At 69.3% G+C, this 25,967-nt stretch carries 25 protein-coding genes; 11 read left to right on the forward strand and 14 right to left on the reverse strand.

The features are described 5' to 3' along the window. Nucleotides 1–2 precede the first annotated feature (2 nt). Together HKK74_RS27890 and HKK74_RS41600 are read right to left on the reverse strand one after the other, a co-directional pair. Complete coding sequence (locus tag HKK74_RS27890) at nt 3–410, reverse strand: YciI family protein (RefSeq protein ID WP_187246338.1); 408 nt, start codon at nt 408–410, stop codon at nt 3–5. A 348-nt stretch (nt 411–758) separates the two neighbouring features. After that, a complete protein-coding gene (locus HKK74_RS41600; protein WP_312881841.1) occupies nt 759–1,574 on the reverse strand; it encodes a LuxR C-terminal-related transcriptional regulator in 816 nt (271 codons plus the stop codon). Nucleotides 1,575–2,036: 462 nt separating this feature from the next. Between HKK74_RS41600 and HKK74_RS27900 the strand changes: the two genes are divergently transcribed. Further along, a complete protein-coding gene (locus HKK74_RS27900; protein WP_187246339.1) occupies nt 2,037–3,422 on the forward strand; it encodes an FAD/NAD(P)-binding protein in 1,386 nt (461 codons plus the stop codon). A gap of 312 nt (nt 3,423–3,734) precedes the next feature. Here the strand turns inward: HKK74_RS27900 and HKK74_RS27905 are convergent, their stop codons facing one another. The 7 genes from HKK74_RS27905 to HKK74_RS27935 form a co-directional block, all read right to left on the reverse strand. Further along, entirely contained in the window at nt 3,735–4,652 is a 918-nt protein-coding gene (locus tag HKK74_RS27905; RefSeq protein ID WP_187246340.1) for an NAD(P)H-binding protein, read from the reverse strand. Nucleotides 4,653–4,792: 140 nt separating this feature from the next. Then, a complete protein-coding gene (locus HKK74_RS27910; RefSeq protein WP_246492043.1) occupies nt 4,793–5,839 on the reverse strand; it encodes an ABC transporter ATP-binding protein in 1,047 nt (348 codons plus the stop codon). Then, the gene (locus HKK74_RS27915) at nt 5,832–6,833 is read right to left on the reverse strand and encodes an ABC transporter ATP-binding protein (protein ID WP_312881843.1); all 1,002 of its coding nucleotides are present in this window, start codon (nt 6,831–6,833) and stop codon (nt 5,832–5,834) included. The genes HKK74_RS27910 and HKK74_RS27915 overlap by 8 nt, the downstream gene beginning before the upstream one ends. After that, entirely contained in the window at nt 6,830–7,810 is a 981-nt protein-coding gene (locus HKK74_RS27920) for an ABC transporter permease (protein ID WP_187246342.1), read from the reverse strand. Before HKK74_RS27920 ends, HKK74_RS27915 begins: the two co-directional genes overlap by 4 nt. A 29-nt stretch (nt 7,811–7,839) precedes the next feature. After that, nucleotides 7,840–8,769, reverse strand: coding sequence for an ABC transporter permease (locus tag HKK74_RS27925; RefSeq protein ID WP_187246343.1), 930 nt, complete (start codon nt 8,767–8,769; stop codon nt 7,840–7,842). A gap of 9 nt (nt 8,770–8,778) precedes the next feature. Further along, entirely contained in the window at nt 8,779–10,347 is a 1,569-nt protein-coding gene (locus tag HKK74_RS27930; protein ID WP_187246344.1) for an ABC transporter substrate-binding protein, read from the reverse strand. 196 nt (nt 10,348–10,543) lie between these two features. Continuing rightward, nucleotides 10,544–11,479 (reverse strand): LysR family transcriptional regulator, encoded by a 936-nt coding sequence (locus HKK74_RS27935; RefSeq protein WP_187246345.1) that lies wholly within the window; start codon nt 11,477–11,479, stop codon nt 10,544–10,546. Nucleotides 11,480–11,610: 131 nt separating this feature from the next. Here HKK74_RS27935 and kdgD point away from each other — a divergent pair, with 131 nt between their 5' ends. The 4 genes from kdgD to HKK74_RS27955 are packed head-to-tail and all read left to right on the forward strand — an operon-like array spanning nt 11,611 to nt 16,465. Further along, nucleotides 11,611–12,528: a 5-dehydro-4-deoxyglucarate dehydratase gene (gene kdgD / locus HKK74_RS27940; RefSeq protein WP_187246346.1), complete on the forward strand. Its 918-nt coding sequence runs from the start codon at nt 11,611–11,613 to the stop codon at nt 12,526–12,528. Next, nucleotides 12,525–14,120: an aldehyde dehydrogenase (NADP(+)) gene (locus tag HKK74_RS27945; protein WP_187246347.1), complete on the forward strand. Its 1,596-nt coding sequence runs from the start codon at nt 12,525–12,527 to the stop codon at nt 14,118–14,120. The genes kdgD and HKK74_RS27945 overlap by 4 nt, the downstream gene beginning before the upstream one ends. Before the next feature lies 1 nt (nt 14,121). Beyond that, nucleotides 14,122–15,450, forward strand: a complete 1,329-nt coding sequence (locus tag HKK74_RS27950) for an enolase C-terminal domain-like protein (protein WP_187246348.1) — start codon at nt 14,122–14,124, stop codon at nt 15,448–15,450. 16 nt (nt 15,451–15,466) lie between these two features. Beyond that, nucleotides 15,467–16,465: a 2-hydroxyacid dehydrogenase gene (locus HKK74_RS27955; protein WP_187246349.1), complete on the forward strand. Its 999-nt coding sequence runs from the start codon at nt 15,467–15,469 to the stop codon at nt 16,463–16,465. Between the two features lie 173 nt (nt 16,466–16,638). On the opposite strand, the gene katG is transcribed toward HKK74_RS27955, so the two are convergent. The 3 genes from katG to HKK74_RS27970 all read right to left on the reverse strand — a co-directional run bounded on the left by katG (nt 16,639) and on the right by HKK74_RS27970 (nt 20,942). Further along, nucleotides 16,639–18,870, reverse strand: coding sequence for a catalase/peroxidase HPI (gene katG, locus HKK74_RS27960; protein WP_187246350.1), 2,232 nt, complete (start codon nt 18,868–18,870; stop codon nt 16,639–16,641). A gap of 33 nt (nt 18,871–18,903) precedes the next feature. Next, complete coding sequence (locus HKK74_RS27965) at nt 18,904–19,341, reverse strand: Fur family transcriptional regulator (protein ID WP_187246351.1); 438 nt, start codon at nt 19,339–19,341, stop codon at nt 18,904–18,906. A gap of 332 nt (nt 19,342–19,673) precedes the next feature. Continuing rightward, entirely contained in the window at nt 19,674–20,942 is a 1,269-nt protein-coding gene (locus HKK74_RS27970; RefSeq protein WP_312881846.1) for a serine hydrolase domain-containing protein, read from the reverse strand. Nucleotides 20,943–21,327: 385 nt separating this feature from the next. Between HKK74_RS27970 and HKK74_RS41055 the strand changes: the two genes are divergently transcribed. The 4 genes from HKK74_RS41055 to HKK74_RS27990 all read left to right on the forward strand — a co-directional run bounded on the left by HKK74_RS41055 (nt 21,328) and on the right by HKK74_RS27990 (nt 23,933). Further along, nucleotides 21,328–21,522: a DUF3073 domain-containing protein gene (locus HKK74_RS41055; protein WP_187246353.1), complete on the forward strand. Its 195-nt coding sequence runs from the start codon at nt 21,328–21,330 to the stop codon at nt 21,520–21,522. 174 nt (nt 21,523–21,696) lie between these two features. Further along, nucleotides 21,697–22,032 (forward strand): ArsR/SmtB family transcription factor, encoded by a 336-nt coding sequence (locus HKK74_RS27980; protein ID WP_187246354.1) that lies wholly within the window; start codon nt 21,697–21,699, stop codon nt 22,030–22,032. Nucleotides 22,033–22,046: 14 nt separating this feature from the next. After that, on the forward strand, nt 22,047–22,211 hold the full coding sequence (locus HKK74_RS27985) for a hypothetical protein (RefSeq protein WP_187246370.1): 165 nt from the start codon (nt 22,047–22,049) through the stop codon (nt 22,209–22,211). 336 nt (nt 22,212–22,547) lie between these two features. Then, complete coding sequence (locus HKK74_RS27990; protein WP_222722813.1) at nt 22,548–23,933, forward strand: sensor histidine kinase; 1,386 nt, start codon at nt 22,548–22,550, stop codon at nt 23,931–23,933. A 179-nt stretch (nt 23,934–24,112) separates the two neighbouring features. Here HKK74_RS27990 and HKK74_RS27995 read toward each other — a convergent pair whose 3' ends face one another. Both HKK74_RS27995 and HKK74_RS28000 read right to left on the reverse strand, forming a co-directional pair. Then, the gene (locus HKK74_RS27995) at nt 24,113–24,475 is read right to left on the reverse strand and encodes a hypothetical protein (RefSeq protein ID WP_187246355.1); all 363 of its coding nucleotides are present in this window, start codon (nt 24,473–24,475) and stop codon (nt 24,113–24,115) included. 544 nt (nt 24,476–25,019) lie between these two features. Then, nucleotides 25,020–25,172 (reverse strand): hypothetical protein, encoded by a 153-nt coding sequence (locus HKK74_RS28000; RefSeq protein ID WP_187246371.1) that lies wholly within the window; start codon nt 25,170–25,172, stop codon nt 25,020–25,022. Nucleotides 25,173–25,179: 7 nt separating this feature from the next. Between HKK74_RS28000 and HKK74_RS28005 the strand changes: the two genes are divergently transcribed. Both HKK74_RS28005 and HKK74_RS28010 read left to right on the forward strand, forming a co-directional pair. Continuing rightward, on the forward strand, nt 25,180–25,314 hold the full coding sequence (locus HKK74_RS28005) for a winged helix-turn-helix transcriptional regulator (protein WP_312881847.1): 135 nt from the start codon (nt 25,180–25,182) through the stop codon (nt 25,312–25,314). A 351-nt stretch (nt 25,315–25,665) separates the two neighbouring features. Next, complete coding sequence (locus HKK74_RS28010) at nt 25,666–25,917, forward strand: hypothetical protein (protein WP_187246357.1); 252 nt, start codon at nt 25,666–25,668, stop codon at nt 25,915–25,917. Nucleotides 25,918–25,967: the final 50 nt, after the last annotated feature.

The following is a 25,967-nucleotide window of genomic DNA, read 5'->3' on the forward strand; positions in this document are numbered from 1 at the left end:
GGTCACTCCGTGATGGTGGGCTGCGCGGCTAGGAACGGGCGCACCTCGAGCCACTCGTGGATCGGCTCCCCGCCCGCCCCAGGGGCGGCCGACAGGTCCCCGGCCAGCTCGATGGCGCGCTCGTAGCTGTCGACGTCGATCACCATCCAGCCGGCGATGAGGTCCTTGGTCTCGGCGAATGGGCCGTCGGTGACCGGCGGGCGACCCTCGCCGCCGTACTGGACGAACATCCCCTCGGGGGCGAGCGCCTGACCGTCGACGAACTCGCCGGTCCCCTCGAGCCGGGCCGCGAAGTCGTGCATGTACTGCACGTGGGCCGAGATCTCCTCCGGCGTCCACTGTTCCATGGGCACGTCGTTGACCGGAGCCGGGGCGCCGCGGTAGTGCTTGAGCAGCAAATACTTGGCCATCGTGTTTCTCCTCGGTGCTGGTGCGACCCATTGTGGTCGCGTTCATTGCAGGGACGGAGCCAGTCATGAATTCTCGACATCGCCGTCCGAATCTTTTTGGGTCTCGCAGATGAGCCTGGGTGAGTCGTCTCGCGGTGTCCGGGTCCACGCCGTGGCGCGAAGGCGAGACGGAGCGAGGCCTTCCAAGATCAGCGACCAAGCAACTGAATCGAGAGAAGGCCTCGCGTGCGTCACTGTACGTGTGGTCCTGTCGCATCGTGGTGCGCTCGGACCGATGAGTTGTTCGGCGCGGAGGGCATGCACATCCTCGACGTCACCTGCGATCCCGACGTTGGCGGCGGGCCTGTGTCAGGTGGCGCGGCGTGGCCAGAAGTTCTCGGCGAAGAGGCGGGCTACCAGCTCGCCTCTGCTGGATACCCGGACCTTCCCGAAGATCGTCTTGATGTGGTCGCGGACGGTGTGCGGGGAGATGAACAGCCGGCCGGCAATCTCCCCGGTGGTCATGCCCAGCGCGATCAGCTGGGTGATCTCCAGTTCACGCGGCGACAGCTCGTACGCCTCGGCGACGATGACCGCCACGTCGGACGTGGCGGCGGGCTCGATGACCAGGACGATCGGGCCGGCCGAACCGCCGAGGCCGCTCAGGCTGGAGGCGTGGCACACCAGCCACCGCCCGTCGACAGTGCGGATACGCACGCGTGCGGCCCGCCCCTCGGAGACGGACCCGGCGGCGACTGCCCGCGACACGGCGACGGGCCCAGGAGCAGCCGCCCGCGTTCCACGACCCGCCTCCGCAGCCACCACCTGCGTCGCCGTGCCGACCTCCGTCCGTGTCCCGTGGGCAGGGACGGAGGCGCGGGCCTGAAGGGCCGCGGTGACGATCCAGATGGGCAGGCGTACCCCCAGCGCGGTGCTCGCGTACGGACCGTCCGGGAGTTGCGCCAGATAGTGACGGGCCTCCTCGTTGATCGACGTCGCCCTGCCCGACGGGTCGAACAGCACAAGCCCGGGCCCGGGAGCATCCGGTGCCGGCTGCACTTCCGCGCGCCGGGCGAAGGACCGCAGGCGGGCGGCCAGCGGCACGGACAGGCTGGCGACGAACTCCAGCTCCTCCGCCCCGAACGGTGCACGCCCCTTGTCGCGGAAGAGGCTGACCACCCCCACGGCCGCCGGCCCGTGCGCAGGACCGCGCGCAGTTCCTCGTTCTCCCCCTGCCAGGGGCGGCGACGCCCGGACCGTACGCTGGCGGCGGGCACCGCGGCGCGGGCCAGGTCACGGAAGGGGGTGGCGCTCTCCCCCAGGATCTCGCTCTCCCAATAGGCCGCGCAGTGCTCGCCGCCGCCGAGGTTCTCCACCCGCATCGGCGCGGTGACCAGTCCCGTCTCGGGGTCGGTGGCCGACCACACCGCCGCGTCGAACGCCACGACCCGCCGTAGCCGCGCCGATGTGACGGCGAACAGCTCGTCGGCATGTTCCGCCCGTTCGGCTGAAGACAGCACTTCGGTGCGGCGCCGCCGTACTGCAGAAGGAGAAGGCACGCTCCTACCCTGCCTGTTCGACGGCCGCCACGCGCACCCCCCAGATGAGGGATTGGCCAGGTCCGCGGCGGCGGCCAGCCTCTCCCCCATGAGAATCGGAATCGTTGGAGGCGGGGCAGCCGCTGTCGCCCTGCTCGACTCCCTTGCCCAGCTGGACGCGCTGCCGGGCACCGTCACCGTGTTCGAGCCGTCCACGCATCTGTGGGGCGGCCGGCCGTACGGACCAGATCTTGAGGTCGTGCTGGTGAACTCGCCGCCCGTGATCATGTCGATCCGCCACGGGGACCAGAGGCACTACGCACGCTGGCTCGGCGAGCGGGCGGCCGCGCACCTCGACGAGCGCCTCGGTGAGCCGCTGGTCCCGCGCGCGCTCTACGGCGAATACCTGCGGCAGGCCGCCGAGGAGGCCGCCGCCCGGCTGCCGGTGGACGTCCAGCACGGTCGGGTCACCGGAGTTGAGCGGCGCGGCGGCGAGGTGGTGCTGCGTACGGCGGACGGCCACGGGCAGGCCGTGGACCGCGTGGTGCTGTGCGTCGGCAGCGGGACTCCGCGCGACCACTTCGGCTTGGCGGGCACACCCGGGTACGTTGCAGACCCCTACCCGCTCGCGCGCACCCTGCCGGGCGTGCCGCGGGAGAGTGCGGTCGCGGTGATCGGCAGCGGGCTGACGGCGGTCGACGTGGTCGTCTCCCTCGCGGCCGTGGGACATACGGGCCCGATCAGCCTTTTGTCGCGTAGCGGCGTCCTTCCCCACGTGTGGCAGCGGCCCGTCAGGTACGAGCCCCGGCACCTGACGGCCGCCAACCTGCGCGGCGCCCGCACGACCGGGGACCTGGCCGGCCTGATGCGTGCGGAGCTGGACGGCCTGGGCGAGGACTTCGACGCCTTCGCCGCCGACCTGCTGGCGACTCCCGCGGAAGATCCGGTCGTACGGCTGCGCCGCCAGATCGCCGCGATCGACGCCCCGGATCTGGGGCGCCGGATCCTGCAGCAGGCGGCGCACACGCTCGGCCCGCTCGCCTGGAGCCTGCTGACGGACCGCGCCCAGCTGGCCGGGGAGCATTACCGCACGGCCGTCAGCGTCAGCTCGCCGATGGTTCCGGTGAACGCCGTCCAGTTCGACCGCCTGCTGGAGCGCGGGCAGCTCACCCTCGTCCGCGACCTGCGCACGGTCGAGCCGTCGAGCCCGGGCTTCCGCATCCGGGCCGCGGGCGGCAGCCTGCGCGCCGACGTCGTGGTCAACGCCGTCAACCCGCCGCCGCACTCGGTGCCTCCGGCGGCTGCGCCCCTGGTCGCGTCGCTGCTGTCCACGGGCCTGGCGACTGCGAACCCGGCGGGTGGCCTGGACGTGCCCTCCGGCGCTCCCCTGCACGTCGTGGGCGATCTCGCGGCGGGCGGGACCTTCGTGACGTCCAGCATCCCGGCGATCGCCGCCCGCGCCGCCGCCACCGCCCAAGCCCTCCTCAGCGACTAGATCACAGGGCGTCCGTCAGCGGCGAGTGGGACGCCGAACCCCCCACCGCCCGCACTCGATGAACCGCGAGAGATTGCGTCAGGGAGAGCATCTGGTCTGGCTCGTAGCCCCGCACCCCGCCAAACGGGCGACCGAAGTTGATCCCGGCCAGCGGGGCTGATCTCGGCCCACAACATCCGATACGCAGCAGATGAGGTTGCTTGGTCCTAGCCTGTCCCGATTTGCGGTGGCGCAGGTTGAGTCGGTGTGAGAGGCACGCCGACGAGAGCGGGCCCGTCGCCCTGGACCGTCTACGTCGTAAGGGCATGCCGTTTACCGGGTGAACAAATCGGTCCGTTGTGCGACGAATTCCTCGATCGTCTGTGCCGGTTGCCCGGTGATCAGCTCGACAGTGCGGGTCGAGCGGTCGTACCGGTTCTGACGATGCAGACGGGCCATGGTGGCGATGTGCTCTTCGAGATGCGGCTCTAGTCCGGAACGGGAGAGGACCTGCTCGACCCACCTGTCCAACGGGACGTCCACATAGGACACGGGCCTGCCCAGCGCCCGGGCGTATTCCTCGGCGACGCCGGTCATCTCCTGGGACCGCGGGCCGGTCAGTTCATGGACCCGCCCGACATGCGAACGTGGATCTTCCAAAACCGTGGCGACGACCCGCGCGACATCATCGGCCGCGACCGGTGAAGTGCGGCCGGTTCCAAAGGGGAGCCGGATTGTTCCGCTGTCCGCGATGGATCGCGCAGCGAGTGTCGTGAACAACGGGTTGTCCAAGAAGATTGTCGGGCGAATGTGCACAACCGGCAACGCGGACCAGTCGAGTACCTGCTCGGACAGCCAGTGCAACCGCTGCTGATGTGACTCCTCGGTGCTCACCGCGTCCATCTGTGACACCGTCATCTGCGAGATGGCGACCAGCGCATCGATGGTGCCGACCGCGCGGGCCACGGTCGCGACGGTGGCCGCAGCCTCCAAGTAGGACAGTGACACGCTCATACTGAAGAACATCCGACGGGTACCGTCGAGGGCCTGCGCCACGTCGGAGGGCCGCGTGAGATCACCGACGACCACCTGCGCGCCCAGCGCACGCAGGGCGTCCGCGCGGTCGTCGTCGTGGTGCACCACCGCCCGTACGGCCAGACCACGCTCGCGCAGCAACTTCACGACGGTACGTCCCACGCCTCCAACGCCCCCACCGGCACCGGTCACGAGGACCGGACCGTCCTCAGCCACACTTCACCTCCCCACCCTGACCAGGGTAGACGCCATGCTGCCCGCTGCTTCCCTCGTCATGGTCCGCTCATCGCCATGAGCGGACGTCCACGGTCTTCACGACCGATGGCTCAGTGGCCCGAAAGGCGGGATCCGACCCTTCAGCGCGACCCGGTGCCGGTGGCGACCTCCAGCGGGAAGTGGCAGGCCGCCTGCTGGGAGGTGTCGCCGGCAAGCGGCCCTGGCGGCACGTGCTCCGCGCAGTGGTCGCGCGCCTGCCAGCAGCGGGTGCGGAACCGGCACCCGGACGGCGGGTCGAGCGGTGAGGGCACCTCGCCCTCGAGCAGGATCCGCTGCTCGCGCTCACGTCCCGACACGTCGAGCACGGGTGCGGCCGAGAGCAGCGCCGCGGTGTACGGATGCTTCGGGTGCTCGAAGATCTCCTCGGTCGGCCCGGTCTCGACGATCTTGCCCAGGTACATCACGGCCACCCTGTCGGCGACGTGCCGGACGACCGACAGGTCGTGCGAGATGAACAGGTAAGAGACCCCGAGGTCTCGCTGCAGCTTGTCCAGCAGGTTGAGCACCTGCGCCTGTACGGACAGGTCGAGCGCCGAGACCGGCTCGTCACAGATGATCATCTCGGGGTTCAGCGCCAGCGCCCGCGCGATCCCGAGACGCTGCCGCTGCCCACCCGAGAACTCCTGCGGATAGCGGGAGGCGTCGCCCGCCCGCAGCCCGACCAGGTCGAGCAACTCGCGGACGCGGGCCGGCCGCTTCCCGCGCGGGACCACGTCACCGTGCGTCCGCCACGGCTCGCCGATGATGGCCTCGGCGGTCATCCGCGGGTTCAGCGACGCGAACGGGTCCTGGAAGACCATCTGCACCCGCCGCCGCCAGGCCAGCAGCTCTTTGCCGGACAGGCCGAACGGGTCCACGTCGTCGAAGCGCATCGTGCCCTCGTCCGGCCGCTCCAGCATCAGCAGCACGCGGGCGAGCGTCGACTTCCCGCAGCCGGACTCCCCCACCAGGCCGAGCGTCTCTGCCCGCCCGAGGGTCAGGTCGACGCCGTCGAGCGCGCGAAGCCGGCTGTGACCGGCCGCGTTCTTCGGCACCCGGAAGGTCTTGCTCAGGTCGCGGACCTCGAGCATCGGTGGGCCGGTCCGCTCGGCGCCCGCGCCGGGCGCCGTCATGGTCGTCTCAGGCATGGGCCAGCTCCTCCGAGAAGTGACATGCGGCACTGTGGTCCGAGCCCGCCTCGGCGTCCACCACGGTCAGCCGCGGGCGCTCGGTCCGGCAGCGGTCGCGCACCATCGGGCAGCGGTCCTGGTACACGCAGCCGCCGGGAATGGAGTGCAGGTCCGGCGGGCTGCCCTTGATCGACTGGAGGCCGGTGCCACGACCGACCCGCTCTGGCATCGACTCGAGGAGCCCCTTGGTGTACGGATGCCGAGGCTCGGCGAAGACCTCTTTCACCGGGCCCGCCTCGACGACGCGACCGGCGTACATCACCACCACGTGGTCGGCCTGCTCGGCGACGACAGCGAGATCGTGGGTGATGAGCACGACCGCCATGTCACGTTCGGCACGCAGTTCGCGCAGAAGCTCCATGATCTGGGACTGGATCGTGACATCGAGCGCCGTGGTCGGCTCGTCGGCGAGCAGGACGCTCGGGTCCAGCGCCACCGCCATGGCGATCAGCAGCCGCTGCCGCATGCCGCCGGAGAACTGGTGCGGATACGCCGACATCCGGGCCCCGGCGTCGGGAATGCCGACGCGTTCCATCAGCTCCATGGCCCGTTTGCGGGCCGCACGGCGGGACAGCCCGCGATGGATGCGGAAGGGCTCGGCCAGCTGTGCGCCGACGGTCTGCACTGGATTGAGAGCGGTGAGCGCGTCCTGGAAGACGATCGATATCCCGGGGCCGGCGAGCCGCCGCCGGGCGGCGCGGTCCAGGGTCAGCAGGTCCGTGCCGTCGAGCCGGACGGCGCCATCGGAGACGTGGGCCACCGGGTCGAGCAGCCCGACGATCGCCTGCGCGGTCATGCTCTTGCCACAGCCGGACTCGCCGAGCAGGGCGAGGGTCTGGCCGGACCGTACGGAGAAGCCGACCCCGTCCACGGCGCGAGCGGTACCGGCCGGCGTGCGAATGTCCACGGACAGACCTTCGACGTCGAGCGCGACGGTAGAGGTGGAGCTCACTGGTGCACCTCCTGGAGGGCGGACCGGGTGCCGCGGCGTCCGCGCGGGAGCGCCAGCCGCCATCGCTGGGCGGGATCGGTGGCCAGCCGGAACCAGGCGGCGAGGACGGTGGCCGAGACCGTGGTGATGACGATGGCCAGGCCGGGGAAGACAGCGGTCCACCAGGCCGACTGCAGGTACTGCCGACCCTGGGCGACCATCAGCCCCCAGCTCACATCGGGGGCCTGGATGCCGATGCCGAGGAAGCTCAGGGAGGACTCCGAGAGCATCACGAAACAGAAGTCGAGCGTCGCGACGGTGAGCAGCGTCGGCGCGACCACCGGCGTGACATGCCGGACGATGATGGCGCCGCTCTTGGTACCGAAGGTGCGTGCCGCGTCGACGAAGAGCCGGCTGCGCAGCTCCGCCGACTCTGCCCTCGCGGTCCGCAGGTAGACGGGGATGCGCGCGATCGACAGGATCAGCACGATGTTGGCGACCCGCGGGGAGAAGATGTAGAGCACGACGACGGCGAGCAGCAGCGAGGGGAAGCTGAGGATGATGTCGGCGATCCGCATCGAGACGTTCTCGCGCCAGCCCCGGTGGTAGCCCGCCCACATCCCCCAGGCTCCGCCGACGACCAGTGAGATGAGCACCGCCGGGATCGCCACCGAGAGGGTGGTGCCGCCGGCGACGATCAGGCGGGCGAGCACGCTGCGGCCCAGCGCGTCGCTGCCGAGCACGAACTGCCAGCCGTTCTCGAAGTGCAGTGGCGGGGTGTTGACCGCCCGCAGGTTCTGCTCGGTGTCCATGTCACCGATCAGCACCCGGCCGAGTGTCGAGGCCAGGAACACCCCCAGCAGCACCAGGGCGGCGACGGTCGCGGCCGGGTCCCGCAGGAGCAACCGCCACCACCGGGCCCGGTGTACAGAGCGCGGCTCCCCCGCGGGCGCCGGGTCGCCCTGGCCGGTGACATGGTCGTCGACGGTCACGGTCATGGGTGCTCCGTTCGTCATTCCGGGTTTCCTCATGCCGGGACCACCTGTCGTACGCGCGCGTCGAGCAGTGCGTGACAGAGGTCGATGAGGATGTTGAGGGCGAAGATCGTCACTGCCGTCACCAGGACCGCCGCCTGCAGCACCGCGAAGTCGCGTTGCAGGATCGAGTCGATCATCAGTTTCCCGATGCCCGGCCAACCGAAGATGGTCTCGACCACGACGGCACCGTTGACCAGGCCGACGGTGAGGTCGCCGGCCACCGTGAGCACGGGGGGCGCGGCGTTGCGCAGCGCGTGCCCGAAGACCACCCGCGGCTCACTGGCGCCCTTGCTGCGCGCGACCTTGACGTAGGGCGCGGACAGCGCGGTGACCATCGATCCGCGCACGACCTGGACCAGCACACCGAACGGCCTGATCAGCAGGGTGATGACCGGCAGCACCCAGACCTCCGGGCCACCGACGACACCCGAGGTGGGCAGCCAGCCCAGCGTCACCGCGAAGATGAGCACACCCATGATCGCGAACCAGAAGTCCGGCATGCTGCCCGCGGTCATCGACAACAGGCTGGCAATCCTGTCTGCGACGGAGTTCGGCCGGTACGCCGCCCAGCTGCCGATCACGATGGCGCCGACGATGGCGAGCAGCATCGTCGTTCCGGCGAGCTGCAGTGTCGCGGGGAACGCCCGCAACGCCATGCCCGCCGCGGACTGGCCGGTCCGCAGCGACTCACCGAAGTCGAAGGTGAACACGTTGCCGAGGTAGTCGAGGAGCTGGGAGAGCACGGGCCTGTCGAAGCCGTTGCGGGCGAGGAACTCCGTCCGCATCTCGGGCGTCGCGCTCAGCGGCAGGTAGAGCTTGGCCGGATCACCGGTGAGCCGGGCGAGGCAGAACACGCCTAGGACCACGACGACCAGCGGGATCGCGCTGGAGACGATGCGTCGGCGCACGAAGGTCGGCATTCTGTCACCTCACTTGGCCGGTCGGACGTCGGCGAGCCGGAGCTCGTCACCGGTCGCCGGGTTCGGCTGGTATCGGATGTTCGGCGACATGCCGAGCAGCCCTCGCATGTGCGCGAGGTGCGCGTACTCCACGACGTGGTCGTTCTCGTAGCGGAGCACGCCGGCGAATGCCTGCTGGCGCTTCGCCCCGGTCATCTGGCCCGCCTTGTCGATCATGTCGTCGAGCTCCGGTGCGCCGAACCAGCTCTGCGGACCGTCGCTGGCGATGTACTGGCTGGTGGTGAAGGCGGCGTCACCTGCCTGGTTGCCGTGCTGGATCAGCAGCAGCACCGGGCCGGCGCCCTTGACGAAGGGACGCAGCTGGTACTCCAGCTGCGCGGCGGTGTCGAGCATCTTGATCTTCACGTTGAGCCCGACCTCGCTGAGGGCGTTCTGCATCGCCTCGACGATCTCGGCCACCCTGGGGAACTGCTCGTTGCGGCCGATGAGCGTGATCTGCTGGTCCACGGGAACCCCGTCGGCCCGCGCCTGCGCGATGAGCGTCTTCGCCTTGGCCGGATCGTACGGCCACGGCCTGATCGCCGGATCGTGGCCGACGACGCCGGGCGGCACCAGCTGACCGGCCGGCTGGCCGAGGTTGAGCAGGAGCGACTGCACGATGCCCTGCTTGTCGAGGGCGTAGTTGACCGCCTGCCGGACCCGGATGTCGTTGAGCGGGGGCTCCGTGCCGTCCATCCGCAGCGCGGTGGTCTCGTTATTGGCGTACGGCACCGCCAGGTCGCCCGCGCCGTCCTCGGGGCCGAGCCCGGTGGCGAGATCGGCCTCACCGCTGGTGATCATCGCGGCGCGGATGGTGCTCTCGGCCCGCCAGGAGTAACGCACGGCGGGGTAGGACGGTTTGGCGCCCCAGTAGTCGTCGTTGCGGTCCAGCTGCAGGCTGATGCCGGGATCCCATTTGGCGATGCGGTACGGCCCGGTGCCGATCGGCTCGCGCACCTTGGCCTGAGTGTTCGTGCCGGTCGGCACGATCTCGAGAAAGGAGAGCCGCAGCGGCAGGATGGGGTCGGGCTCGGTGGTGGTGACGGTGAGCGTGGACTTGTCGGGCACGTCGACGCTCAGCTTGCTGTCGGCGAACACGTACCCGTCGACGTTGCAGCCGAGCTTCGAGCCGACCGCGCGTTCGATCGTGAAGGCGACGTCGTCGGCGTCGAACGCCGTGCCATCCTGGAACCGCACGCCCTCGCGCATCTTGAAGGTCCAGGTGGTGGGCCCGCCGGCCTTCCACTCGGTCGCGAGCAGCGGTTTCAGCGCTCCGGATGTCGGGTCGCGTTCGATCAGCGGCTCGGTGACGTTCGACCGTACGACGACGCCGGTCGAGGTCAGCGAGGACTCGCAGGGTTCCAGCGTGGGCGGCTCCTGCGGCAGCACGATCCGCAGCGCGCCCTTGGCGCCACCGGTCAGTGAGTCACTGTTGGCCACCGTGCATCCGCCGGAGGCCACCAGGCCGGCGAGCGTCACGAGGCAGACGATGCCGCTGCGCGGCGAGGGCCGCGCGGTTCGGCAATGGGAAGTGCGCATGATCTCTCCGGGGCAGGGCTTGTCGAGAGCGCAAGTGATGGACGCGGCTGCGGGGGGTGGGCGCGGCCGGAGAAGAGCACCTTCCTGCGGACGGGTCGTCTACGAAGATGGAACTCGTCTCTATGCGTAGACGGACCTTAAGTGGCCGGTCTGCCGCCGTCAAGCATCGAGATCAGGTCGCCGCGGCCGCCGGCCGTCAGTGACCGACCAGCCGGAACAGGGCGTGCAGGGCCGGGTCCTCGTTCGCGGTGCGCCAGACGCAATGCGCCTCGACGATGTCGGGCGGCAGGTCGGTGACATCGAGGAACGCCAGGTTGGCGAGCCGCAGGGCCGAGGCCGACCGGGGCACCAGTGCGACGCCGAGCCCAGCGTCCACGAGCGCCAGCAGGCTGTGCACCTGTCCGATCTGCTGCACGTAACGCGGCACCACGCCCGCATCGCGGAAGACCGTGATGACCAGCTCGTGAAAGTACCGCGCCTCCACCGTGGAGTACGTCACGACGTCGTGCTCGGCGATGTCGGCGAGCCGGGGCGTACGGCCGAGTCCTGCCAGAGGGTGGTCGCGCGGCGCGGCGAGGACCAGCGACTCGGTGTGCACCAGCCGCGCGCTCAACACGTCCGAGCGGGGCACGCCGCGGGCCAGGCCGACGTCGATCTCCCCCGCCAACAATGCGTCGAGCTGCTCTCGGGTCACCATCTCGGTCAGCACCAGGTCGACGCCCGGCAGATGCTCGGCGGCGGCGGAGATCCACTGGCCGAGCACGGTCAGCGCCGACACGGCGGTGAAGCCGATCCGCACCGAGCCCATCGTGCCTTGCGCGCTGCGGCGGGCCACCAGCGGAGCCGACTCCGCGAGCCTGAGCAGACGCCGCGCCTCGGCGAGGAAGGCCCGGCCGGCGGGCGTCAGGGTGACGCCGTGCGAGGTCCGTTCGAACAGCGTGACGCCTACCGCGCGCTCGAGCTTCTGCACCTGCCGGCTGAGCGGAGGCTGGGTCATCCGCAGCCGGTCTGCCGCTCGCCCGAAGTGCCGCTCCTCGGCGACGGCGACGAAGCCGCGGAGCTGATCGAGCGTGTACGCGATACCCCTCCCGCCCTCTTCCGGTGGCGTACGGCCACCGTCACTACTCACCATGCAGGGAAGGTATCACCACATGCCACTTTCGTCTTGGACAGGCATAAGTCCAGCACCTAGCCTGACAGCCAGCCGTTATCGAGAACCGCCGACCTCTCCATGAGCCCTTCGACCCCCTGGAGCCAGAGCAGATGGCACGTGTCACCCATGAGGATCTGAAAGCCGTTCTCGGCAATGGGCTGCTGGCCTTCCCCGTGACTCACATGGCGTCCGACCTCGGCTTCGACGAGCCGGCCTACCGCGACCACGTCGCCAGGCTCGGCGGGTACCCGGCCTCGGGAATGTTCGCTGCCGGCGGCACCGGGGAGTTCTTCTCCCTGACCCCCGGCGAGGTCGGACAGGTGGTGCGCGCGGCGGTCGCCGCGACGGCCGACGGCATCCCGGTCGTGGCACCGGCCGGCTACGGCACCGCGCTGGCGACCGAGATGGCCCGGGACGCCGAGGCCGCGGGCGCGGACGCACTGCTCCTGCTGCCGCCGTACCTCACCGAGGCGAGCCAGGACGGCCTCGTCGCGCACGTCGAGGCGGTGTGCGCGGCGACCTCACTCGGCGTGATCGTCTACCACCGGGCCAACGCCGCCTTCACCGTTCGGTCCGTGGCCAGGTTGACCGAGAGCTGCCCCAACCTGATCGGCTTCAAGGACGGCATCGGTGACATCGAGCTCATGACCCGGCTGTACGCCACCCTCGGAGAACGGTTGCTGTACGTAGGCGGGCTGCCCACCGCCGAGGTTTACGCGCTCCCCTATCTCGAGCTCGGCGTCACGACGTACTCCTCTGCCCTGTTCAACTTCATCCCCGAGTTCGCCGTCGGGTTCTACGACGCGGTGCGCGCCCGGGACCGGTCGGCGGTCTACGCCAAGCTCAACGAGTTCGTCCTGCCGTACCTCGAGATCCGCAACCGGCGCCCGGGATATGCGGTGTCCATCGTCAAGGCCGGGATGACCGCGACCGGCCGGCCCGCCGGCCCGGTCCGGCCGCCCCTCACCGACCTCACCGGACGCGAGCTCACCGAGCTGACCGAGCTGATCAAGAAGGTGGCCCGTTGACCGCCGAAGGCGCCCTCACCGGTGCGCTGCTGATCGGCGCCGCCGACGTACCCGGGTCCGCGGGCGAGTTCCGGGCGGTCGACCCGCGCACCGGTGCGCGACTCGAGCCCGCCTACGGGGAGGCCGGACCCGACGAGGTCCGCCGTGCGACCGAGCTGGCTCAGCAGGCGTTCGCCGGCTACCGGCAGACCGATCTGGAGACCCGGGCCGCCTTTCTGGAGAGCGTCGCCGACCGCATCGACGCGCTCGGCGACGTACTCGTGGAACGCGTGCGGGCCGAGACCGGGATCCCACGGGCCCGCGTCGAGGGCGAACGCGCTCGGACCACCGGCCAGCTGCGGTTGTTCGCCGCGGTGGTCCGCGACGGGGACTGGCTCGGCGCGCGGATCGATCCGGCGATCGCGGACCGCCGGCCGCAGGCGCGGCCCGACCTGCGCCAGCGCATGATTCCCCTCGGGCCGGTCGCGGTGTTCGGCGCGAGCAACTTCCCACTGGCCTTCTCGGTCGCGGGTGGCGACACCGCCTCGGCGCTGGCCGCCGGTGCTCCCGTCGTGGTGAAGGGGCACCCGGCGCACCCGGGCACCGCCGAGCTCGTCGGCCGGGCACTCCGTGCCGCCGTCGAAGAGCACGGCCTGCCCGAAGGGACCTTCTCCCTTCTGCAGGGTGCCGGTCACTCGATCGGCACCGCCCTGGTGACGGATCCGCGTATCAAGGCGGTCGGCTTCACCGGTTCACGAAGCGGCGGCCTCGCGCTCGTCGCGGCGGCGGCCGGCCGGCCGGAGCCGATTCCGGTCTACGCGGAGATGTCCAGCGTCAACCCGGTCTTCGTGCTCCCGGATGCACTGCGACGGCAGGGTTCCGAACTGGGCACCGCGTTCGTCGCCTCGCTCACCACCGGGGCCGGCCAGCTGTGCACCAGCCCCGGTCTGGTGTTCGCACTCGGCGCCGACGGCGTCGAATCCTTCCTCGACGCGGCCGCGGCCGCGGTGGCCACGGCGCCGAGCGCGCCAATGCTGACCAGCGGCATCCAGGCCGCCTACACCGCCGGAGTCGAACGGCTGGCGGCCACCGAGCGGGTGCGTACCCTGGCCCGCGGTCTCGGCGACCCCGCGATCGGCGCTCCCGGCCGGCCCGCGCTCTTCGTCACGGACGGGGACACCTTCCTCGCTCACCCCGCACTGCACGACGAGGTCTTCGGCGCCGCGTCACTCGTCGTCCGGGTCCGCGACACGGCTCAGCTGCACGAGATCGTCGACCGGCTCGAAGGCCAGCTGACCGCTACCGTGCACGCCGCGCCGGCCGACGTCGGCGCGGCGCGCGAGCTGCTCCCACGACTCGAACTGATCGCCGGCCGGGTGGTCTTCAACGGCTGGCCGACCGGCGTCGAGGTGGGCCATGCGGTGGTGCACGGCGGCCCCTTCCCGGCCACCTCGGCACCGGCCACCACGTCGGTGGGAACCCGGGCGATCGAACGTTTCCTGCGCCCGGTGAGCTACCAGGCCCTGCCCGCGGAGCTGGTCCCGGACGAACTGGCCGACGGCAATCCACTCGGCATCAGGCGCCTGGTCGACGGCGTCCCGGACCGCCACTGAGATGGCCGGCTCACCGATCGTCACCGATCTCCAGGTAGTACCGGTCGCCGGCCGGGACAGCATGCTGCTGAACCTCAGCGGCGCCCACGCACCGTACTTCACCCGCAACGTCGTCCTGCTCACCGACTCCGACGGCCGTGTCGGCGTCGGCGAGGTCCCCGGCGGAGAGAAGATCACTCGTGCCCTCGAAGAGTCGAGGTCCCTGCTCGTCGGCCGGCGGGTCGCGACGTACAACACGGTGCTGGAGTCGGTGCGGCGGCGCTTCGCGCACCATGACGCGGCCGGACGGGGCGCGCAGACCTTCGACCTCCGCACGACCGTGCACGTCGTGACCGCCTTCGAATGCGCTCTGCTCGACCTCCTCGGGCAGTACCTCGAGGTGCCGGTCGTGGAACTGCTCGGAACGGGCCGCCGGCGGGACCGGGTCCCCGTGCTCGGCTACCTGTTCTTCATCGGCGACCGCCGGCGCACCGATCTGGCCTACCGGGCCGGCGAGGACGACGACGACTGGCTCCGGCTGCGCGACGAGGAGGCGCTGACGCCGGACGCGGTGGTGGCACTCGCCGAGGCGGCACAAGCCCGGTACGGCTTCGCTGACTTCAAGCTGAAAGGCGGCGTGCTGCCCGGGCCGCGCGAGGCCGAGGCCGTGACCGCGCTCGCGCGGCGCTTCCCGGCGGCGCGCGTCACCCTGGACCCGAACGGAGCCTGGTCACTGGCCGAGGCGATCCGGCTCGGCCGCGACCTGGGGGACGTCCTGGCGTACGCCGAGGACCCGTGCGGTGCCGAGAACGGATTCTCCGCCCGGGAGACGATGGCCGAATTCAGGCGAGCCACCGGTCTGCGCACCGCCACGAACATGGTGGCCACCGACTGGCGCGAGCTCGGGCACGCCGTCACGGCGGGCGCCGTCGACATCCCCCTCGCGGACCCGCACTTCTGGACGATGGGCGGCTCCGTGCGGGTCGCGCAGCTGTGCGACGCATGGGGGCTCACTTGGGGCTCGCACTCCAACAGTCACTTCGACATCTCCCTGGCGATGTTCACCCACGTCGCCGCCGCGGCACCCGGCGACATCACCGCCATCGACACCCACTGGATCTGGCAGGACGGCCAGCGCCTGACCACTGCCCCACTCGATATCGTCGACGGCCACCTGCCGGTACCGTCCGCGCCCGGCCTAGGCATCGAGATCGACCTCGACCGGCTCGACTCGGCGCACCGGCTTTACCTGACCGAGGGCCTGGGCGGCCGGGACGACGCCACCGCCATGCGGTACCTCATCCCCGGCTGGACCTTCGACCCGAAGCGCCCCGCACTCGACCGGCACTGAGCATCAGGAGACGAGCATGGTGGACGAACCGACGACCGGCCGGGCACCCGCCCCCTCCCGGGTTCTGCAGGTCGGCCCGTTGCAGCCGTCCCTGGACCGCAGGGTGCGCGAGCACTATGACTCCGTCCGGCTCGACGAACAGCCCGACCCGACCGGATTCCTGACACTGCATGGCGCCGACTTCGTCACCGCGGTGACCACGTCGCGGATCGGGGTGAGCGATGAGCTGATGGCGGCCCTGCCCCGGCTTCGAGCGATCGTGAACTTCGGCGTGGGCTATGACACCACGAACATCGCGATGGCCACCGCACGCGGCATCCAAGTCAGCAACACCCCGGATGTACTGACCGACTGCGTCGCCGACGCCGCGGTCGGAGCGCTGATCAACGTGATGCGCCGGTTCGCCGCCGCCGACCGGTACGTACGCCGGGGCGACTGGACGCTCGGTGGCTACCCGCTCGCCAGGAAGGTCAGCGGCAGCCGGATCGGCATCCTCGGCCTCGGCCGGATCGGCCGCGCGATCGCGCGCCGGTTGGAGGCCTTCGGCACGCAGATCCGCTACCACACCCGATCCATCGTCGACGACGTCCCCTACGACCATGTCGACTCCGCCGAGAAGCTCGCCGCCTGGTGTGACGTGCTCGTGGTCGCGACCTCGGGCGGCCCCGGGACCCGCGGACTCGTATCGGAAGCGGTGCTCACCGCGCTCGGCCCGGACGGCTACCTCGTGAACATCGCACGGGGCAGCGTGGTGGACGAGCCGGCGCTGGTCGACGCGCTCGTCACCGATCGGCTCGCGGGCGCCGCGCTCGACGTGTTCGCCGACGAGCCCAACGTGCCCCCCGCACTACTCGACCTGGACAAGGTCCTCCTACTGCCGCACATCGCGAGCGCGACGCGCGAGACACGCGAGGCAATGGGCGACCTCGCCTTCCGTAACCTCTGGCAGTTCATGGCAGACGGCACGCTGCTCACCCCGGTTCCGGCACAAGAACCGCGCGGGACACCACGCTGATCGTCGTCGTCCACCGGATGACCAGATCACCGCAGCGCATCGCGGCCGCTCCCCCGCACGATCGCGCGATTATCCGTCCAACCCGACGATCGACCGCACCGCTCCGACAGGCCCTGGGACGTCCAGGTCGGCCGGCAAGGGCCGACCTGGACGTCATGATCAGACGAGGATGATCAGACGAGGTCGAACCGGTCGAGGTTCATCACCTTGTCCCACGCCGCGACGAAGTCGTTCACGAACTTCTCCTTCGCGTCATCGCTCGCGTAGACCTCCGCGAGCGCGCGCAGCTCGGAGTTCGACCCGAAGACGAGGTCGGCACGGCTGCCGGTCCACTTGACCTCGCCCGTGGCGGCGTCGCGACCCTCGAACGCGTTCGCGTCCTCGGACGTCGCCTTCCATGTCGTGCCCAGGTCGAGCAGGTTGACGAAGAAGTCGTTGGTCAGAGACCCGGGGGTCGTGGTGAGGACGCCGAGCGGCGACTGCTGGTGGTTCGCGCCCAGGACACGGAGGCCACCGACGAGGACCGTCATCTCGGGGGCGCTCAGGGTCAGCAGGTTCGCCCGGTCGATCAGCAGGTACTCGGCCGGCAGCCGGTTGCCCTTCCCGAGGTAGTTGCGGAACCCGTCGGCGGTCGGCTCGAGAGCGGCGAACGACTCCTCGTCGGTCTGCTCCTGCGACGCGTCCGCGCGGCCCGGCGTGAAGGGGACCTCGACGTCGAAGCCGGCGTCCTTGGCTGCCCGCTCGACGGCCGCACCACCGGCGAGCACGATCAGGTCGGCGAGCGAGATCCGCTTGCCGCCGGTCTGAGCGGCGTTGAAGGCCTCCTGGATTCCCTCCAGGGTGCGCAGCACCGTCGCCAGCTGGTCGGGGTCGTTGACCTCCCACCCGCTCTGCGGCTCGAGGCGAATGCGCGCACCGTTGGCGCCGCCGCGCTTGTCGCTGCCACGGAACGACGAGGCCGAGGCCCACGCGGTGGACACGAGCTGGGACACCGACAGGCCAGAGGCGAGGATCCGGCCCTTGAGGGAGGCGATGTCCTCAGCACCGATGAGCTCGTGCGTCACCGCGGGGAGGGGGTCCTGCCACAGCAGCGTCTCGGCCGGGACCTCCGGGCCGAGGTAGCGCACGATCGGGCCCATGTCGCGGTGGGTCAGCTTGAACCACGCCCGGGCGAAGGCGTCCGCGAACTCGTCGGGGTTCTCGAAGAAGCGCCGCGAGATCTGCTCGTAGACCGGGTCGATGCGGAGCGCGAGGTCGGTCGTCAGCATCGTCGGGGCGTGGCTCTTCGACGGGTCGTGGGCATCGGGGACGGTACCCGCCCCCGCGCCGTCCTTCGGCCTCCACTGGTTCGCGCCGGCGGGGCTCTTGAACAGCTCCCACTCGTAGCCGAACAGGATCTCGAAGAAGCTGTTGTCCCACGTCACCGGGGTGGTCGTCCAAATCCCCTCGAGACCACTGGTGATCGCGTCGCCGCCCTTGCCGGTGCCGTAGGAGTTCTTCCAGCCGAAGCCCTGCTCCTCGATCGAGGCGGCCTCGGGATCGGGGCCGACGTGGTCCGACGGGCCCGCACCGTGGGTCTTGCCGAAGGTGTGACCGCCCGCGATCAGGGCGACCGTCTCCTCGTCGTTCATCGCCATCCGGCGGAACGTCTCACGGATGTCGCGGGCCGCGGCGAGCGGGTCCGGGTTGCCGTTCGGGCCCTCCGGGTTGACGTAGATGAGGCCCATCTGGACCGCGGCGAGGGGGTTCTCGAGCTCCCGGTCACCGGTGTAGCGCTCGTCGTCGAGCCAGGTGGACTCGGGACCCCAGTAGACGTCCTCGTCGGGCTCCCAGACGTCCTCACGACCGCCGGCGAAGCCGAAGGTCTTGAAGCCCATCGACTCCAGGGCGACGTTGCCGGCGAGGATCATGAGGTCGGCCCACGAGAGCTTCTGACCGTACTTCTTCTTGACCGGCCACAGCAGGCGGCGAGCCTTGTCGAGGTTCCCGTTGTCCGGCCAGCTGTTGAGGGGGGCGAAGCGCTGCTGGCCGGCCCCGGCGCCGCCGCGGCCGTCGCTGATCCGGTACGTGCCCGCGCTGTGCCACGCCATCCGGATCATGAACGGGCCGTAGTTGCCGAAGTCGGCCGGCCACCAGTCCTGTGAGGTCGTCAGCACCTCCGCGACGTCCTGCTTCACCGCCGCGAGGTCAAGGGTCTTGAACGCCTCGGCGTAGCTGAACTCCTCGCCGAGGGGGTCGGCCACGGCGGGGTTCTTGGCGAGGACCTTCAGGTTGAGCCGCTCCGGCCACCACTGGCGGTTTCCGCCGCCCTGAGTCGGGTGCGGGGCGCGCCCGTGCGCGACCGGGCAGCCACCCTCGCCCTCCGACTTCGCGTCTACGACGATTGCATCATGGTTCTCAGACATGGGCATCTTTCTGTTCTAGGCGGATCACGGTGCTCAGGAACTGCTGGCGGTGGAACAGCCGGGGCACAGGCCCCAGTAGATGACGTCGGCCTCGTCGACCGAGAAGCCGTGGTCGTCCGACGCGGTCAGGCAGGGCGCCTCGCCGACCGCGCAGTCGACGTCGGCGACGACACCGCACGACCGGCACACGACGTGGTGGTGGTTGTCCCCGACGCGTCCCTCGAACCGGGCCGGGCTGCCGGCCGGTTCGATGCGGCGTACGAGTCCCGCCGCGGCGAGCGCGTGGAGGGCCTCGTACACGGCTTGGAGGGAGATATGGCCTACGCGATCGCGCACCCCGGAGGCGATCGCCTCGACGCCGAGGTGGTCACCGTCCCGTACGGTCTCGAGCAGCGCGACGCGGGCGGCCGTCACCCGCAGGCCGGCACCGCGCAGTTCCTCGGCGGTGGTCGGAGTCTGGGATGCGGTCATGGCCCAAACCTACCTTCATAAACGCGAACGATCCAAGACAATGAACAATCCAAGTCTACGTGCCGCGTCAGGCGACCTTCCCCCCGTAGTGGCATGGCGCGCCGTCCGGATGGTGGTCTTGGGGCGCGCCACGGTCAGGCCGTCTTGGTGGCAGAACGAGTACGCGTACGCGAGATCGAAGATGAAGAGGGGCCGTGGCTGCTGCGGATCATCCGCAGAGGCACTGGGTCGGTGGTGACCTCGCGGAGGGCGCAGATGGTCCTACTGTCCGCGCAGGGCATGCCGGAGGTGGATTCGCACGCACACATCCGCCGGACCGCCGCCGGCCACGTTCAGAAGTAGAGGGAGCTGTAGTCCACCGAGGGCCACGTGGTGATCCCGTTGGCCACGCCGTAAAGGAGAGGGTCGATGTCGCCGAAGTCGGGCTCGCTGTCGGTTTCTTGGCGGCGGTTGAAGAAGGCGGCGTAGGCGACCCCGTCGTACCTCCTGCAAAGGTACGTGTGGGTCCCGGCCAGGCCGCCGCTGTGCCAGGTGTTGAGCCCGCCGTTGTTCTCCCGGACGTACCAGCCGGCGCCGTACCACGACCCGGAGGGGAAGGTTCCCCACTCGGGTCTGGCGAAGGCCCGTGAGATCGACCGGGCGTCCAGCAGGTTCGTGGTCGCCGGCAGATCGAAGACGCGCTCGAACCTGACGAGGTCCATGGCCGTGGCCACCCAGCCGCCGCTGGCGTCCTTGTTGGCCATGTTGAACCCTCCGTACGGGTACGGAACGATCTTGGCGGACTCGTCGAGCACCGTCCTGGTGGTGAACACCGACTCGTAGGGCACCTCGCCCGGCGTCTCGGCCTTCAGGGTGCGTCCCAGCCGCATGCGCGTGATCTTGAGCGGGGTGAGCAGCCTGCTGGTGACGTACGACCCGTAGCTCTGCCCGGTGACCTCCTCGATCACCCGCCCGAGCAGCAGGTAGCCATAGTTGCAGTACGCGTGTCTGGAGCCGGGCGTGAAGTCGAGCGGCAGGCTCGTCATATAGGTCATCATGTCGGCGTTGTCGTTCGGCAGCCCCGTGCCGAGGGCGTCGGCGATCTTGTGCTCGATGGTGCCCGGATCGTCGGAGATCTCCCGATCCCACCCGCCGGTGTGCTGTAGCAGCCGCCAGATGGTCACGTTCGACAACCGCGCGTCGGCCTTCTTGCCCGTCATGGGCTTCAGATCGAGCAGGCTGGTGACCGGGGTGCCGAGATTCAGCCTCCCCTCCTGCGCCAGCCGCAGGATCGCGGTCGCCGTGATGTGCTTGCTGAGGCTCGCGATCCTGAACAGACTCGTCGGCGTCACAGCCGGCACGGGTTTCGCGGGCGTCGACAACGTGTAGGCGCGGGTGAAGACCAACTTGCCCCCGCGAGCGACCGCCAACTGCCCCGCGGTGATCCCGCGCTCATACATGTACTTCTTCATCGTGGTGTCGAAATTCACCAACGCGGAAGGCACATTCCCCCTGGCGACCACGGCCTCCCACGGCTCCGCCGCCGCCGACGCGGGCCGTGCGGCCGCCACCCCGATCGGCGCCACCAGGGCGGCCTTGAGCACATCTCGTCGATTCAGCACATGAGCCTCGATCAATGGGTATGTCCGGCGTGGGATTAGTTGGAGGAGAGATCGATACCGCCATCTGTGATGGCGCTGCACACTGGTTGACCGTCCGCCCATCGCCCGGCATGGCAAGCACGTTGTCGCGCCAAGCCGGCCTGCCGAGAGACTGGGTGCGATGAACCCCGGCCGCGGATATCCGGGCCGCGCGGGTGAGCCGGCTGCACGAGCCCGAGCGCCAACCACAAGACCGGCAACGCGACGAACTGTGCCGGGTCTCGGAGTTCACGACTTGCAGGATTGTTCAATTTGGTAAACTCGCAACCTGCGGACGGTTAGATAGGTCAGCCGGATCGGTAGCGGCCAGTGTGTCCAGCACGGCCCTGAATGAGGAGGCGAGCGCGTGGGGCGCGGTCGAGCCAAGGCCAAGCAGACGAAGGTCGCTCGCAAGCTGAAGTACAGCAGCGGCGGAACTGATCTCGACCGGCTCCGAAAGGAGTTGGGCGCAGGTGTCTCGGTGGCCGACGACGCCTCCGACACCCCTGGCGCCGGGGCCCACGAGGCCCGTGACGGCGGAGACGCTGGTGAGAGTGCGTGAGTGATCTCAGTGCTGATCCTTGGTGGCGGATGCGTCAGCTGGGTAATGGCCGCCGATGAGATTGGCGTGTCGGGTCTAGGCGTACGACGTGGCGTAGCTCCAGAGCCTGACTTCCGAGCGCGACGTCAAAGCGACGCCCGCAGAGCCTTGGGCTGCCGGATCGAGGGCTGAGCCATGCCTGTTCCGCTGCATCAGGCCAAGGCCGAGCTGTTCAAGACGCTTGGTCACCCTGTGCGCATCCGGGTGCTGGAGCTGTTGTGCGACGGGCCCATGCCGGTCCGGGACCTGCTGGCCGCGATCGAGGTAGAGGCGTCCAATCTGTCCCAGCAGCTGGCGGTGCTGCGCCGGGCAGGCATCGTGACCGCCCGGCGTGAGGGATCGACGGTGATGTACGAACTTGCCGGCGGGGACGTGTCGGATCTGATGCGGGCCGCACGGCGGATCCTCACCCAGCTGCTCACCGGCCAGCGCGATCTCCTGACCGAATTGCAGGAAGCAGACCAGATCTGATGACCCAAGGGTTCATGAGGCGATTGAACGCTGCTCGGATTCGGGCGCTGCTGCCCAGCAGGACCGACCTGGAGGCGATGGGACGCCAGCCCCGCCGGGAAGCCGGGCTCACCGTCGCGGTCATAGCGCTACCACTCGCCCTGGGGTTCGGTGTCTCCTCGGGGATGGGAGCCTGGTGACGGCCTGGAGGGCGTGCACTACCTCCGCACCCTGGAGGACGCCCTCACCCTGCGCAAACGGCTGACATCGCAGGCCGGCGACAAAGATGTAGAGTTGACTATTGGTCTATTGAAATGATAGGGACGCTTGGCAGCGTGATGTGATGGCGTGAGCCGCGTTCGCTCACCTGACGCGCGCCCCACCGAGGAGCAAGTCCCAGTCGAGGAGACAGCTTCGTGGCGAGACCGCATCAGCGGCATGCCCTGGAGGCGGCTCGGCGAACGATCGGCCTCGTCACCAGATGACGTGCACCTGCGCGAAATACGATCATGGTATGAGGGAGTGCGCTTCCAGACATGTCCCTTTCCGCACTGCACATCCGGTTACGCCCGCAGTCGATCCGCGGGCAGGTGACCGCCCTGGTGACCCTCATGGCGGTGCTCTTCCTCGTCCCCGCCGGAATAGCCGCAGGCGTGGCCGCGCACCAGGCGCTGAACAGCAACACCTGGCGGCACATCAGGCAGGAGGCCGAATTCACCGCGGCGCAGGTTCGCCGCGGGCGGCTGATCAGCCCGATCGTGCCGCGGGCCGGTGGCGTGGATCTGATCCAGGTCGTGGCTCCCGGCAACCGCATCATCGGGTTCTCCCTTGCAGCTCGAGGGATGCCGCCGATGACCAGGGTGTGGCCTCCCCCAGACGACCCGCAGCAGGACGTGCAGACCTGCGCGCAACCCGGGCCGGGCTGCCTGCGCATCTCCGCCCTCCGCGTCCGCTCCGCCCCTGACTCCCCCGTGGTCTACGCAGGCCGGCACGTCCCGGCCCTATCGTCGACGGGGATCTTCGATGCGATCTTCGTGACTCAAATCACCGCACTGGTCGTCCTCATCAGCTGGGGGACCTGGAGGGTCACCGGCCGGGCGCTTCGACCGGTAGGGGTCGTCGGCGCGGAGCTGGCCGCCATCAACGGCGACGACCTCAGCCGCCGCGTTCCCGAACCGGCCGGCGGAAACGAGATCACCCGATTCACCGCAACCGTCAACAGCATGCTGGGACGACTCGAGCGAACGCTCAACCAACAGCGGCAGTTCGCCTCTGACGCCTCACATGAACTGCGTACACCCCTGGCCGGGCTCCGCGCCCAACTCGAGGAGGCACAACTCCACCCCGATCAGACCGACCTTGAAGCCCTTCTGCAGCATGCGCTCAAAGGCGTCGACCGGCTCGAGTTCATCATCACCGACCTCCTGCTCCTAGCACGGGTCGAGGCGAACAGGCCCCAGGCACTGCAAACACTCAACCTGGCAGAACTGGTCGAAACGGAGATCTCCCACCGCGTCGACCCCCACGTCGTGGAGCTCCACCTCGACCCTACGGTGACCATCCACGCAGTCCGCCCCCAGATACACCGGGCTCTCGCCAACCTGCTCGACAACGCCCAACGCCACGCACGACACGCCGTGTGCGTGGAGGTCCACCACAGCGGAGACCACGCCGAGCTCACCGTCAACGACGACGGAGAGGGCATCGCCGAAGCCGACCGCGAACGCATCTTCCAACGCTTCACCCGCCTGGACACCGCCCGAAGCCGCGACCACGGAGGCACCGGCCTCGGCCTCACCATCGCCCGTGACATCGCCCACGCCCACCATGGAACCCTCCGCATCGAAGACTCCCCCACCGGCGGCGCACAGTTCGTCCTGCGCCTCCCCCTGCAAACCCCCGACCCACCCGCCGACCTGTGAATCCGTTGGCCTACCGACTGCGCCGACGCGTCTGACCCACCGCACGGGCCCGGCAAGCCGGCAGCCTGCCTGTAGGTCCCCAGACACCCTTCCTCTCATGGAACGCGTGGTGCCCTGAGCACCCGTGGACGGGAGGTGCGATCACCTGGCCCAGCAGCGGTTTAGCGGCATGCGCCCAACTACCGCTGCCGGATCTTGCAGTTTTTCCCGCGTTTGCATATGCCGTACTGGAAGATGATCTCGCGGCCTGAATTGTTGGATGATTTATTCTGCAGCCCCTTGTTCTTGGTCGGGCTGTTCGCGGTAACACTGTTCGCACGGCCGGAAACACTCGAGTCGTTGCAGTCGACATCATTGTCTCCTTTGCCGACCACGGCATTTCTCGTGACGCCGGGCCGCGACACCTGCGCCGCCTGTGCGGTCCCCTGCATCAGCACACCCGCCACCAGGACCGTCGAACAGGCAGCGAAACCAAAGCGGGCGACGCAGCCGACCTCACTCGAAACACCATTCACCTCGAAGACCACCCCTCTGCCGCTCATTGATCATCGGTGGATGGGCCGAATCTCGACAGCTTCATCCGCACCACACATAGACGGCATGAGATCTCATACCCACACGCCCCACACTGATCACCGCACCGAAAATTCGAACAAAAGAATTGACGCCTCTTTACGTTCTTGATCTAGCGAGCGGGCCCTGGACCGCTCAGGTCGGACCGGCAGGCACATCCGGAAGCGGGCATCACCCGACCGGGCGGCCACCCGTACAAGCAAGATCGCGATGGCTGATAGAGCCCGGTATCGCATGGGCCGTTGACGCCCAAGCGGCTCACCCGACCGAACGCGAGCCGCCGCAGAACAGAACCCGACCATTCGGCAATCATACGGCTACGTTGAGTTAGGGAATCTTGATCGCAGGCAGGCGCCCGGCCTCGCCAGAACGCATCAGGAGACCTCATGCACGATGTGCATGCCGGCCGGTCAGGGGTGGGACGATCCGGCTTTCCGGAGCGGAGCCGACCACGCATCAGTTGCGCCTACGTTTGACACTCTCGGTTCGGGCGGGCCGCCGAAAGGCTGTTCCTCATTCAGCCGGCAGATCCGCGCCTTGGAACAGCTGACGTTTCTCGCGATCCAGCGCCCACGGCAACGCCGACCCGGGCACCAGGTCCTTGCCGGTCAGATCGATGCCCTCCAGCGCCTCGCCGACCGAGGCGTCGTCGAGCAGACAGGTCACGACCAGCGTGTCCCGTGACGTGTACGACGAGGTCCCGCCGCGTGTCGAGTACGCGCTGACCGAGCCTGGTGTCGCCCTCGGAATCGCACTCCAGCCCCTCGGCCTGTGGGGACGGGAGCACGTCCTCGGACACGCTGGCTGAAGGTCCTGCGTACCGCGTTGGAGCAGGCGCCGGGGGTTCGTATGGAGTGTGCGGACGGCCCCATCTGGATCGTGGAGTCGGAGTCCATGTAGCCGCGTCGCGGTTGTCTATCGCTGAGGTCTGCGAATGGTTCACCAGCCAGATGACGCGGTCGAGGTGTTCCATGCGGTGTGGGCCGCGGACGGCCAGGACTGCGTCGGTCATGCTCCGCCGCCGTCACGTGGCGGTTCCGGGCCCGTGACGACCACCCCGAACAGGTGCGGCGCGCTACGTACCGCCGGCGGCCGGATCGTCCATCTGCCGTAGCCTGAAAGTAGATCGCATCAGGTCATCGGCTGAAGCGGGATACCAATGGGTGATTTGAAGCCTACGGCGGAGCTGCATCTTCGCATGGTCGGTCACGCCGCGGATTGGACAATGCTCCTGCATGGTGAGCCGCCGAGCGAAGATCTATTGGCGTCGTGGATGCAAGAAGGCATGGTCGCCAAGCTCCTGGTCGCCGAACAAGGCAGCAACGAGCCCTACACCCTGCTGGTGAACTTCGCCCTGGTCATCTCCGCGCGGGTTTCGACACCCTTGGGCGGGCGGGGTGTGCGTTTCTGACCCAACGCGCCAACGGCATCTGGAAGCAGTCCTTAGAGCCCTACGAGCTC

The organism is Actinomadura alba, from assembly GCF_014323705.1.
In the GTDB taxonomy this organism is placed as follows: Bacteria; Actinomycetota; Actinomycetes; order Streptosporangiales; family Streptosporangiaceae; genus Actinomadura_C; species Actinomadura_C alba.

Bases quoted from the DNA above. Each gene is read 5' to 3' on its own strand.
- HKK74_RS27920 (WP_187246342.1), bottom strand. From the start codon at position 7,810: ATGACCGTGACCGTCGACGACCATGTCACCGGCCAGGGCGACCCGGCG.
- HKK74_RS27995 (WP_187246355.1), bottom strand. From the start codon at position 24,475: ATGAGCGGCAGAGGGGTGGTCTTCGAGGTGAATGGTGTTTCGAGTGAG.
- HKK74_RS27990 (WP_222722813.1), top strand. From the start codon at position 22,548: ATGTCCCTTTCCGCACTGCACATCCGGTTACGCCCGCAGTCGATCCGC.
- HKK74_RS27930 (WP_187246344.1), bottom strand. From the start codon at position 10,347: ATGCGCACTTCCCATTGCCGAACCGCGCGGCCCTCGCCGCGCAGCGGC.
- katG (WP_187246350.1), bottom strand. From the start codon at position 18,870: ATGTCTGAGAACCATGATGCAATCGTCGTAGACGCGAAGTCGGAGGGC.
- HKK74_RS27925 (WP_187246343.1), bottom strand. From the start codon at position 8,769: ATGCCGACCTTCGTGCGCCGACGCATCGTCTCCAGCGCGATCCCGCTG.
- HKK74_RS27985 (WP_187246370.1), top strand. From the start codon at position 22,047: ATGAGGCGATTGAACGCTGCTCGGATTCGGGCGCTGCTGCCCAGCAGG.
- HKK74_RS27935 (WP_187246345.1), bottom strand. From the start codon at position 11,479: ATGGTGAGTAGTGACGGTGGCCGTACGCCACCGGAAGAGGGCGGGAGG.
- kdgD (WP_187246346.1), top strand. From the start codon at position 11,611: ATGGCACGTGTCACCCATGAGGATCTGAAAGCCGTTCTCGGCAATGGG.
- HKK74_RS27890 (WP_187246338.1), bottom strand. From the start codon at position 410: ATGGCCAAGTATTTGCTGCTCAAGCACTACCGCGGCGCCCCGGCTCCG.
- HKK74_RS27955 (WP_187246349.1), top strand. From the start codon at position 15,467: ATGGTGGACGAACCGACGACCGGCCGGGCACCCGCCCCCTCCCGGGTT.
- HKK74_RS27980 (WP_187246354.1), top strand. From the start codon at position 21,697: ATGCCTGTTCCGCTGCATCAGGCCAAGGCCGAGCTGTTCAAGACGCTT.
- HKK74_RS27910 (WP_246492043.1), bottom strand. From the start codon at position 5,839: ATGCCTGAGACGACCATGACGGCGCCCGGCGCGGGCGCCGAGCGGACC.
- HKK74_RS27965 (WP_187246351.1), bottom strand. From the start codon at position 19,341: ATGACCGCATCCCAGACTCCGACCACCGCCGAGGAACTGCGCGGTGCC.
- HKK74_RS28010 (WP_187246357.1), top strand. From the start codon at position 25,666: ATGGGTGATTTGAAGCCTACGGCGGAGCTGCATCTTCGCATGGTCGGT.
- HKK74_RS27900 (WP_187246339.1), top strand. From the start codon at position 2,037: ATGAGAATCGGAATCGTTGGAGGCGGGGCAGCCGCTGTCGCCCTGCTC.
- HKK74_RS27950 (WP_187246348.1), top strand. From the start codon at position 14,122: ATGGCCGGCTCACCGATCGTCACCGATCTCCAGGTAGTACCGGTCGCC.